Source organism: Mesorhizobium sp. AD1-1 (genome assembly GCF_020164655.1).
In the GTDB taxonomy this organism is placed as follows: domain Bacteria; phylum Pseudomonadota; class Alphaproteobacteria; order Rhizobiales; family Rhizobiaceae; genus Mesorhizobium; species Mesorhizobium ciceri.
Window position 1 is genome coordinate 145122 of the sequence record NZ_JAIUGP010000017.1, and the last position, 11073, is coordinate 156194.

An 11073-nucleotide genomic window follows, 5' to 3' on the forward strand; every position below is an offset into this window, starting at 1 on the left:
CATGAGATTGCAGGCTTTGGCAGTTTTGGGCTTGACCTTGTTGTGGAGCGGACAAGTCGTCTCAGCCGACCTTGTGGCCCCATCGGAACCGCAACAGGAAGAAAAGGGCATATGGGCGGCCATTGCCTATTCGCAGGCCGATAGCAAATACGGCTTCTTCTGGGGCGCCGACAAGCGGCAGGAAGCGAAGGACATCGCACAGAAATATTGCGAGAACGCAGGCGGAAAGGCCTGCAACGTCGTCACCGTCTTCCGCAACCATCGCCATTGGAATGATGACGACGAGACCGGCTTTCCCTACAAGCACTGCGGTGCGCTTGCCGTGGCAGACAAAGTGGAGAACCGTTTCACGCCCTGGGGCGTGAACTCGGCCGAGACCCGTCGGGAAGCGGAGGATCTCGCTTTGCAGGCCTGCGAGGCGACGGGAGAGAAATGCAAGATCCGCGAATGGGTCTGCACATGAAGCTTGGCCCGAAGGCCGTCTCCGCATGTGGAGCAATTCTATTCTCATTGATGTCGCCGGCGTCTGCCCAGCAACAGGTGGCGGCTGTCCCGGATGGACCCTCATCGCTGCGTGAGGTCTATCAGGACTGGAGCGTGACCTGTTCGGTACGGGAAAAGGCGAGAGTGTGCTCGCTTGCGCAAGACCAGGTTCAGCAGAACGGGCAGAGGCTTCTTGCCATGGAGATCGCGGCACGCCCGGACGGTTCGACGACGGCTACCCTGCTTCTGCCCTTCGGCATCCTCCTTGATCCGGGCGTGACGCTGCAGATCGACGATCAACCGCCGCTGTCCCCGCAGCGCTTCAGGACCTGCCTGCCGACGGGTTGCGTCTCCGTCTTTACGATCGATCGGCCGACGCTTGGAAAGCTGAGGGGAGGCTCGGTGCTGAAGCTCAATGTCACGACGGACGCCGAGACCCCGCTGAGCTTCCCTGTGTCGCTTCGCGGCCTGACCGCGGCGCTCGACCGCATGGTGGCGTTGAGCGCAAATTAGGGTGCGCGCTGACCAGCTTTTGGCCGCAGTGAGCCACATGAAGCGTACGCCGGCCGCCGCGATGGAGTATTTTTGGGCGCGGCATCCAAAGGGACGCGCCCGAAAAAGGGCTCAACTTCAGGTTGGATCATCGACAGCCGCTATCCGAACCGGCCATGATTCTGGCCATACCGGCCCACTGGCCTGCCGTTTTTTGTGCTTTCCCACTGAATGCGGCGTCCGGATACAACCGCAGCGAGCCGACGTTATGTGCTATTTTTGCTACATCTCGCAGCCTTGTTGCCCAAAAAGGCTATTTAGCGATCTCTAAATCAATAATCGCTCACATATTTCGTGAATCTGTGAATAATCCACCGACGGGCAGGCCTTGGCTTGGTTAGCGCTCTGAAAAGGACGCTGGGGAAACGTTAGGGTGGGATTAATGAATACGACAAACATGTCGACCATAGGCAGGCGCCTTGGTCTTTTGATGGCGGCCACCATGCTGACCTGCGGCAGTGCTCACGCGCTCACGCTCAAGGAGGCGATGGCTGTCGCTGTGGAGTCCAATCCCGAGATTGGACAGGCGATCGAAAATCGCGAAGCCATCGAGTTCGAGTTGCGGCAGGCCAAGGGCCTTTATCTTCCCAGTGTCGATGTCGAGGCATCGGCTGGCGTTCGCCGGCTCGACAATCCGTCCCGGCGCTCTCTTTCCATCGAAGGCGATGCGCTCTATCCGGCTGAAACGGATCTTACCGTTTCGCAGACGCTTTATGACAGCGGCGGAAGGCGGGCCGAATTGAACCGTCAGGCATCGCGCGTCGACGGCGCTTCGTTCCGCGTTCTGGAACGGTCCGAATTCATCGGGTTGTCCGTTGTCCAGGACTATCTGGAATACATGCTGCAGGCCTCGATCGTTGCCGAAGCGAAGAAGAATCTCGGCTTCCACCAGGCAATTCTCGGCGACATCCGGCAAGGCATCTCGGGCGGCGCGCTGAACGAGGCCGACCGGCAACAGGCCGAGGAACGGCTGTTCGCCGCCAAGGCGCGCATGCAGGAGGCGACCGAGGAACTGGAAGCGGCCAAGATCCGCTTCTTCAAAACCGTCGGAAAGCCACTGACCAGCCCTTCGAGGCCCGGCGATGTTTCGGCCGCACTCCCGCGCTCGCTCGACGACGCGATAGGGTTGGCGCGGGAAAGCAATCCGCGCGTACACATGGCCAACAGCGACATCGACGCGGCGGCCTCCCTCGTGGACGCTGCGCGGGCAAAATTTGGCCCCTCCATCATCGCTGAAGGTCGGGCCCGGGCAGGAACCGACATTGACGGCGACGATGGCGACACCACCGACCTGCAGGCGCGCGTGGTCCTGCGCTGGAACCTCTACCGCGGTGGCATCGACAAGGCCAACGAGCAGGAACAGATCCGCCGCACCAGTGAACAGCGTCTCGCGCTGCATCAGGTCCAGCGCGAAATCGAGGAAGCCGTTCGCACCTCATGGGATCGCCGTTTCCGGCAAGCCGATCTGGCAAAGACTCTGAGGCAACAAGCCGCTGCCAATGAGAAGCTGGTTGCTTCCTATCGCGAGCAGTTCAAGGTCGGACAGCGCTCGCTGCTCGACGTGCTCGATGCGCAGAATACACGGTTCAACACGGCAACGCTGGCGGATACCGCGTCCTACGCATCGCTGTTTGCCCAGTACCGGCTCCTGGCCGCGACCGGACAGTTGCTGAAAACGATGAATCTCGAGCCGGCAAAGCAAGCGACGGCCTATGCACGCACCGAGTTCGCAGCACCGGAAACCGCGGACACAGAAACCTATGCGCGGACGCCATCGGAGCAGAAGAACGACCTGCCATTCGATATTCTCGCTCCGGTGAGGAAGAAATAGGACAGCACAAGGTCCAGCGAGCGTCCTGACGGGCAGATCGTGAACCAGCAACCCAACATCCTCTCCCCGAAGGAGGCGTTCAAGGCCTGCTTCTCGGCCGTTGCCGGATATCTCGGCAGGCCGAGCGCGGAGACCGTGCTGTTTGCCGGCGTGCCGCTCTCGGACACGCGAATTGCGGCCGACGACATCAGGCACCTTGCCGAACGCATCGGCCTGGAAGTCACCGAGTTCAATCATCGCGATTTTCTCAGGGGGCGTATCGACCTGCCGGCCATCGTCTTTCGCGTCAGCCAATTGCCCGTCGCCCTGCTGGCTCTAGGCGAAGGCGATGCGTATATCACCGCGCCCCAGGAAGACGGCCGCACCACGATCGGCCGGTCGGAACTGGCCGCCAGCTACATCAGCGGCGGCGCTTCCTTTTCGATCACCTATGCCAATGCCGCCGAGACCATGTCGGTCGGCTCGGCGGCCAGGATCGAGCGAAGACATTGGCTTACGGGGACGATGGGCGCTTTCTGGCGCACCTACTCGAAAGTCGTCCTGGCGGCGGTGTTCATCAATCTGCTGGCCATAGCCTCGCCGATCTTCACCATGAACGTCTACGACAGGATCCTGCCGAACAAGGCGATATCGACACTGTGGGTCCTGGCTCTCGGCATCGGTGCGGTCATCCTGTTCGACCTGCTTTTGAAGACGGCAAGGGCTTCCCTCATCGACTATGCCGGGCGCAAGGCGGATCTGCGGATATCCTATCTGCTGTTCGAAAAAGTGCTGAACTCGTCGCTTTCGGCGCGCCCCGGCTCGACCGGCGAATACGCAAACAGGGTCACGCAATATGAGTTCGTCAGGGAGTTCTTCACCTCCAACACCATAAGCGTGTTCATCGACACGGCATTCGTCTTCGTCTTTCTCCTTGTGATCTATGCAATAGGCGGCTGGCTGGTGATCATACCGGCGCTGGCCTTCGTGATGTCCGTCATCGTCGGCCTGGTCACCCAGCGCCGCATCGGCAAGCGCGTCGCCGCCTCGATGAACGAAGCATCGCAGCGCCAGGCCCTGCTGGTCGAATCGATCTCGACGCTGGAGACCATCAAGTCGCTGCGCGCCGAGGCGTATCTGCTGCGGAAATGGGGAGAGCACTCCAAGAACGCCGCCAACACGTCCGAGAAGATCAAGCAGCTTTCGGCGGCGGCGGGCAACATCACCCAGTCCATACAGCAGCTGGTGACCGTCGCCCTGGTCGTGGCCGGCGCCTATGCCTTCTCGGAAGGGCATGTTTCGACAGGAGCAATCATAGGAACGGTGATGCTGGCGAGCAGGGCCGTGGCGCCGCTCGGCCAGATCGCCATAACGTTGTCCCGGTTCCGCCAGGCCATGCTCTCGCTGAGGATGGTGAATTCGATCATGGCTCAACCGGAAGACCGGCCCGACACGGTGGGCTTCGTCAACCGCCCCATCCGCAAGGGGGCGATGGTGTTCAGGAATGTCGGGTTTGTCTATCCAGGCTCGGAAAACGAAGTTTTGACCGGCCTGAATTTCTCGGTCAAGCCGGGTGAGCGGATCGGCATCATCGGCCGCATAGGATCGGGAAAGACGACGATGGGTCGGCTGGTCGGCCGGCTCTTCCTGCCGACTTCCGGTGAGTTGCTGCTGGATGGGATCGACATTCGCCAGTATCACCCGTCCGAGGTTCGCGCCGCGGTCGGCATCGTTGCGCAGGCCGGCGACCTGTTCTCGGGCACCATCAAGGAAAACCTCCTGATGGCATGCCCCGAGGCTACAGACGAACAGATCATCGAAGCGGCAAAGGCGGCCGGCGTCGACGATTTCGTTTCACGCCACCCGCGCGGCTACGACATGAATGTCGGCGAGCGCGGCACCAATCTTTCCGGCGGCCAGAGGCAGACGGTGGCAATCGCGCGCCTGCTGCTGACCAAACCGAAAATCGTCTTTCTGGACGAGCCGTCGGGCTCGATGGATCTTGCTTCCGAACGCCAGTTGATCAAGCAGCTCAAAGTCGCCTTTGACCGCGACACCACGCTGATCGTCTCCACACATCGGTTCAGCATGCTTGAGCTGGCCGACCGCCTGATCGTTATCGAACAGGGCAAAATCGTTGCCGACGGACCGAAGGACCAAGTCATACAGGCGTTGCAGAAAACAAGCGCCTGACAAAACAATTATTGCTGCATCCAATGCGTTGGGGCGTGGGAAATGCTTGCCAGGGAAGATCGACCGCCGCTGTTTGCGTCGGCGTCCATATTCATCATCGGAGCGCTCTTCGTCGTTTTTGTCGCCTGGGCGTCCTTTGCCGAAGTCGATGAGATCGCACGGGGCGACGGCAAGGTCATACCTGCTTCCAAGACCCAGATCATCCAGGCGAGCGAGGCCGGTGTCGTTCAGGAAATCGCCGTGACGATCGGCCAGGTCGTCAAGAAGAACGATCTCATCATCCGCCTGGACAACACGCTCAACACGTCCAGCCTTGGCGAGCAGCAGGCCAAGGCGCGCGCGCTCGAAGTGCGCATAGCAAGGCTGAAATACGAACAGGCCGGCAATCTCTCGGGCCCATTTCCGTGCCCGCAGGACATCCAGTCGGTCGCTCCGCAAATCTGCGACAATGAACAGAAGCTGCTCATCGCCCGGCGCGGGAACTTCGACAACAAGCTGTCCGTGCTCAAGTCACGCCTCGATCAGCGCGAGAAGGAACTTGCCGAGGCGGAGGCCAATTCCGATCGTCTTACCAAGAACCTGGCGGTCAGCGACCAGGAGGCAAAACTGGTCGATGCGATGGTCAAGAAAGGCCTGATGGCAAGGACCGAGCAGCTCCGGGTAGAGCGCGAGCAGACCGAACTCAACGGCCAGCTGAACCTTGCCGGCGAAACGATAAAGAAGATCAAATCGTCGATCACGGAAGCCCAGCTTCAGGTCGAGGAACTCGGCCTGCAATTGCAGCAGGAGGCGTTGGACGACCTTACCCAGGCGCTGGCGGACCTTTCGGTGGTGGATGAGACCATAAGGGGAGCCACCGACAAGGTCGCGCGCACCGATATCCGGTCTCCCGTGGACGGCATCGTCAACACGCTGGAGCTGAACACGGTCGGCGCCTTCGTCCAGCCTGGCGCCGTCGTGGCCGGCATCGTGCCAACCTCCGAAACGTTGCTGGTGGAGGCACGGGTCTCGCCGCGGGATGTCGCCTTCATCCGGCCCGACCAGGAAGCCCTTATCAAGGTCACCGCCTATGATTTCTCGATCTTCGGCGGCATCGAGGGCAAGGTCTCCAACATCACAGCCGACAGCCTGGTCGATCAGAAAACGGGGGAGCCCTATTATCAGGTGCGCGTGGCGACGGACAAATCGACCCTTCAAAGAGACGGCAAGGCCTATTCGATCATCCCCGGAATGATCTGCTCGGTCGACATCAAGACCGGGCGCAAGACGATCCTGCACTACCTCCTGAAGCCGATCAACAAAGCGCGCGAGGAGGCGATGAGTGAGCGGTAGCGCCAGCCCTCATCATTCCGATCGCGAGCGGCTGCTTGCGCCAGTCGCCGCCGAGGATTTCGGGCTGGAGTTTCGGGTCGTGGCGCGCGGTGGCATACGGCGCGGCATTCGTCTGGAGCGGGCATTCTGGATGTCGCTGAAGCAGATGGCCGAAAGCAGGAAGTGCACGATCGGCATGCTCATCGACGAGATCGCCGAAAGCCAGGCCCAGACAGGCAATCTGACATCCGCGATCAGGGTGGCCTGCATGCGTGGGTTGGGCGACGAAAACCTGACCTTGCGAAGGCTTGCATCGATCAACACCATCAACGCCATACTGGTCGCGTGCCCGTCTCCGGCCTTTGCCCTGGCTTCTTCGAAGAAGATCCTGTCGTTCAACGCGCCGTTCCAGCAACTGGTCAAGCGCCAATTGCCGATCGCCCCAAGCGATGACGCACGGCACGACCTCAAGCTGGCGCTGGACCTCAATGTGGCCGATATCTTCACGCGGCTCGACGCCAATGGCGAATCGCCGGTGGCCACCGGTTTTGTCATCGGCGCGGGCGACCGTCGATACCGGGGGCAGTTGAATGCGGTGCGGGCCCCGGTGCTCGAGCCGGAACTGCTGATGGCGTTCGTCTTCGGCGGCTGAATGCCCGCCAGTCTTGGCGAGAACCTATGGCTTGGACTGGCCGAAACCCTATGGCTGAAAACCTTCGCCGGGTGCGACGGTTGCGAAACCGCCCTTGATGTCGGCCATCTGGGCGCCGCCCGGTCTTGAACCGTGGATCCAGGCCCGGTCGGTGCTGAACGAATAGAGCGGGACGTAATCCGGGAGATCGCTGTCACGCATAACGGTGTTGCTGAGGCTGTCGAGAATGAAGGTGCCGCTGCCTGTGCTCACCGACAGCACTGCGTGAAAGAAGCCTCTCTTGCGATCCTGGAGGACGACAAGCGCCATGCTTTGCGTCGGAATGCCGGCCCTCAGCAGGGCCGTCATCTTGAGGATGGCAAAATCCTCGCAATCGCCGGCTCGCCGCTCGAGAATCTCCGAAGGCTTCGCCCAATAGTCGAGCTTGCCGTAGACGAGGCTGTCTTTCCTGTAGGCGATCAGGCGATTGACGCTGCTGTTGACGAAGGACAGCTTCTCGCTGAATCCCTTGCCTTGAGCGGCAGCGATCATGCCGGCAAAAGCCGTGCTCTTGTGCTCGCAGGGGCTGCCTGCCGAACAAGCGGTGATTGCCCGGTAGACAGGCGCCCAGCGCGCCGCGACGGGAAAATTGCGCATGGACAAGGCAACCGATCCGAAGACCCCTGGAATAATCGACGCGGTCTGCACCGGATCTATCCCGGCGTCATCTCGCGCCGTTGACGAGCCGTCCCCGCGGTCGACATCCGGGCTATAGCTGCCGGTGACCATACCGATCCGGTAAGCGTCCGCAGGCTGCCAGGGCTGGGGCCTCGTCAGTGAAACACCGCCGAGACAGGGCGGCGTCTGGACCTTCTCCTGGGGCCTGCCGGGTGCGGCGATATCGCTCGCGAATGACGGCCCCGCCAGGCCGACAAGCCCGATTGCCAGCAGGAGCATCTGGAGCCCGGTTTTCCCCGGAACCGATTTTTGCTTTTTCATAACGCCCACCTTTGACTGTGGACGCTACCAATCTTGTCTCAAATTATTGGAAAGGAAGGTGGATAAATATCCAGCAACTGTCTTCATCTATTTTATTTAAAATTTTATTCAATTTTATACTTTGATTTACCAAAAAATCCCGGCCAGTCCTCCGTCAGGGAAGCCTCCGGAAGCCAGCATATATCAGGTTATATTGTCGCGGTTTACCACGTGTAAAAAATGCCGAGCAATGCATATCATAGTATATGAAATAGATTAGGGGGCAGTTGCAAAGTAGAAATGGCCGCTGTCTCTATCCGGTAAATATCGGAGGGGTTTCAGCCATGACGAACAATATCGAGTTGGACAGCTTTTCGGGTTCCTTGAACGAGCATTCCGCGTCCAGTGAACACGGCGATCAGGCATCGCCGGCGGAGATCCGGGTCGCACAGGCAAATTCGACGCAGCAGGCCGCACCGGCAGCGTCCGAACCGGTGCCGGTCGATGTCGGCGGCGGAGCGCCCGTCAAGCCGGAAGCCCCCGCGGAAGCGAAGACGCTGCCGGCAGCTGCGCAGCACGAATATGTAGCCGACGCCAGCCACGTGGTAAGGCTTCCGGCCAACGCCTCCATCGACAACATTAAGGTCGACGGCCAAAACCTTGTGCTCGAGCAGGCCGACGGCTCGGTGATCGTGATCAAGGATGGCGCCCTGAACGTGCCGACCTTCATCATCGGCGACGTCGAGGTGCCGCGCGTTGCGCTGCTGGCGGCGCTGGAAGCCAGCCATGTCGATGTCGCCTTCGGCGCCGACGGTTCCATCTCGGCCGGCCCCGGCGGTTCGAATTCAAGCGCAGGCGGTGATTTCTCGGTTCCCCCCGGCGGCATCGGCGACGGGTTCGACCTGTCGGCATTGCTGCCGCCGACCGCCTTGCAGTTTGGGCTTCTGGATCGCCGCGAACTGTTCCCGTCCATCGTCGACAGGCCGGTTTCAGTGGTGGCCACGTCACTGCTTGCCCCGACCGAAGCGGCCAGTGAAACCGGCCTCGATGGCAACCAGACACAATCGCCCGGCAGCGACGCGCCAAGCAATTCCGAAACCTCAGGCATCGGAACGATCAGCATCGACGCACCGGATGGAATCGGGTCGATCGTTATCAACGGTGTCGCCGTCACCGGCGTCGGCCAGCAGATTCCTGGCGATTTCGGCTTTCTGACGATTGTCTCCTACAATCCGAGCACCGGCGCCATCGAATATAACTACACGGTGACCGAATCGGTCACTCATCCCGAGCACACGAACGGATTCGATCCCAACGACACGGTTCCGGACAATTTCAGCATCACTGTCACGGACGTCGACGGCGATTCGGCCAGCACCACCTTTGCCGTCGCCATCGTCGACGACGTGCCGACCGCGGTTGCCGATACGGACAGCGTGACGGAAGACGGCGCGACGGTCGCGGACGGCAACGTGATCACGGCCAGCGGCGGCGCGGACGCGAATGTGACGGACGGCGTCGCCGACGTTAAGGGCGCGGACGGGGCGACGGTAACGGGCGTCGAGGCAGGCACGGTCACATCGGCCTCGGGCCATGTCGGGTCGGCCGTGGCGGGCAGTTACGGTTCGATCACGATCGATGCGGACGGCCACTACAGCTACACGCTGAACAACGGCGCTGCGGCGGTCCAGGCGCTGACCACCGGCCAGCATCTGACGGACACGTTCACCTACACGCTGACCGATGGCGACGGCGACACCTCGACGACAACGGTCGAGATCACCATCAACGGCACCAACGACGTCCCACAGGTCGTCGTTGACCAGGGCAACCCGGCCGGCGCGCATGACCAGGTCTATGAAGCAGGTCTGGCGGCGGGTTCGGCGGCCGGCGACGGCAGCACGGTTGCGACAGGCACCTTCACGGTGTCGGACACCGACGGGCTCGACGACGTGCAGAGCGTCACCATCGGCGGCGTCACGGTTGCCATTGGCAGCCTCAACGGTTCGGCCTTCCAGGGCGACCACGGCACGCTGCTGATCACCGGCTACAACCCGGCAACCGGCGTTGCGGCCTATCAGTACACACTGACCAGCCCGACGACGGACGTTCCGGCAGTCACCGAGACCGACAGCTTCTCGCTCACCGTTTCGGACGGCACCTCGTCGTCGGCCCCGGCAGCCATCGTCATCGACATCGTCGACGACGTGCCCAATGCGGTCAACGACACCAACAGCATCAGCGAGGACGCGCTTTCGCCGGTCAACGGCAATGTGCTGACCAACGACCTGCATGCCAACAACCAGCCGGGCGCCGACACGCCGACGAGCTTCGTCAGCTGGGATGGCTCGACGACGGGCGCGCACGGCACCTTCGTGGCCAATCCCGACGGCACCTACACCTATACGCTCAACAACGCCGATCCGGCGGTGCAGGCGCTGGACGCCGGCCAGACGCTGACCGAGACCTTCAACTACACGATGAAGGATGCCGACGGCGACACCGATGCGGCAACGCTGACCATCACCATCAACGGCACCAACGACGTGCCGCAGATCGTCGTCGACCAGGGCAACCCGGCCGGCGCGCATGACCAGGTCTATGAAGCAGGTCTGGCGGCGGGTTCTGCGGCCGGCGACGGCAGCACGGTTGCAACAGGCACCTTCACGGTGTCGGACGCCGACGGGCTCGACGACGTGCAGAGCGTCACCATCGGCGGCGTCACGGTTGCCATTGGCAGCCTCAACGGTTCGGCCTTCCAGGGCGACCACGGCACGCTGCTGATCACCGGCTACAACCCGGCAACCGGCGTTGCTGCCTATCAGTACACGCTGACCAGCCCGACCACGGACGTTCCGGCAGTCACCGAGACCGACAGCTTCTCGCTCACCGTCTCTGACGGCACCTCGTCGTCGGCCCCGGCAGCCATCGTCATCGACATCGTCGACGACGTGCCGACGGCGCACGCCGACACCAACAGCGTGTCGGAAGGCGCGTCGGTGGGGGGCAACGTGCTGACGGACGGGACGGCGGACGTCCTGGGCGCCGACGGCGCGGCACCTGGCGGCGCGGTGACGGGCGTGGCAACCGGTTCGAACGTGTCGAACCCGGTAAG

General features: G+C 61.7%; 8 protein-coding genes. 7 read left to right on the plus strand and 1 reads right to left on the minus strand.

Annotation, left to right across the window (positions count from 1 at the left end):
- Window position 1: 1 nt before the first annotated feature.
- The 6 genes from LB519_RS26620 (at window position 2) to LB519_RS26645 (ending at window position 7001) form a co-directional block, all read left to right on the plus strand.
- Window positions 2-463 (plus strand): DUF4189 domain-containing protein, encoded by a 462-nt coding sequence (locus tag LB519_RS26620; RefSeq protein ID WP_013529842.1) that lies wholly within the window; start codon window positions 2-4, stop codon window positions 461-463.
- Window positions 448-996, plus strand: a complete 549-nt coding sequence (locus LB519_RS26625) for an invasion associated locus B family protein (RefSeq protein WP_127369579.1) — start codon at window positions 448-450, stop codon at window positions 994-996. Before LB519_RS26620 ends, LB519_RS26625 begins: the two co-directional genes overlap by 16 nt.
- Before the next feature lie 421 nt (window positions 997-1417).
- Window positions 1418-2866, plus strand: coding sequence for a TolC family protein (locus LB519_RS26630; RefSeq protein ID WP_013529844.1), 1449 nt, complete (start codon window positions 1418-1420; stop codon window positions 2864-2866).
- Between the two features lie 39 nt (window positions 2867-2905).
- Complete coding sequence (locus tag LB519_RS26635) at window positions 2906-5038, plus strand: type I secretion system permease/ATPase (RefSeq protein WP_013529845.1); 2133 nt, start codon at window positions 2906-2908, stop codon at window positions 5036-5038.
- A 42-nt stretch (window positions 5039-5080) separates the two neighbouring features.
- The gene (locus tag LB519_RS26640) at window positions 5081-6370 is read left to right on the plus strand and encodes an HlyD family type I secretion periplasmic adaptor subunit (protein ID WP_063168901.1); all 1290 of its coding nucleotides are present in this window, start codon (window positions 5081-5083) and stop codon (window positions 6368-6370) included.
- Window positions 6360-7001, plus strand: a complete 642-nt coding sequence (locus LB519_RS26645) for a ribbon-helix-helix domain-containing protein (RefSeq protein ID WP_024502654.1) — start codon at window positions 6360-6362, stop codon at window positions 6999-7001. The genes LB519_RS26640 and LB519_RS26645 overlap by 11 nt, the downstream gene beginning before the upstream one ends.
- 48 nt (window positions 7002-7049) lie before the next feature.
- Here LB519_RS26645 and LB519_RS26650 read toward each other — a convergent pair whose 3' ends face one another.
- Window positions 7050-7979 (minus strand): transglutaminase-like cysteine peptidase, encoded by a 930-nt coding sequence (locus tag LB519_RS26650; RefSeq protein ID WP_224621571.1) that lies wholly within the window; start codon window positions 7977-7979, stop codon window positions 7050-7052.
- A 323-nt stretch (window positions 7980-8302) separates the two neighbouring features.
- On the opposite strand from LB519_RS26650, the gene LB519_RS26655 reads away from it, so the two are divergent.
- A partial coding sequence (locus LB519_RS26655; protein ID WP_224621572.1) for a VCBS domain-containing protein occupies window positions 8303-11073 on the plus strand: 2771 nt, incomplete at its 3' end.

Bases quoted from the DNA above. Each gene is read 5' to 3' on its own strand.
- LB519_RS26620 (WP_013529842.1), top strand. From the start codon at position 2: ATGAGATTGCAGGCTTTGGCAGTTTTGGGCTTGACCTTGTTGTGGAGC.
- LB519_RS26625 (WP_127369579.1), top strand. From the start codon at position 448: ATGGGTCTGCACATGAAGCTTGGCCCGAAGGCCGTCTCCGCATGTGGA.
- LB519_RS26630 (WP_013529844.1), top strand. From the start codon at position 1,418: ATGAATACGACAAACATGTCGACCATAGGCAGGCGCCTTGGTCTTTTG.
- LB519_RS26640 (WP_063168901.1), top strand. From the start codon at position 5,081: ATGCTTGCCAGGGAAGATCGACCGCCGCTGTTTGCGTCGGCGTCCATA.
- LB519_RS26650 (WP_224621571.1), bottom strand. From the start codon at position 7,979: ATGAAAAAGCAAAAATCGGTTCCGGGGAAAACCGGGCTCCAGATGCTC.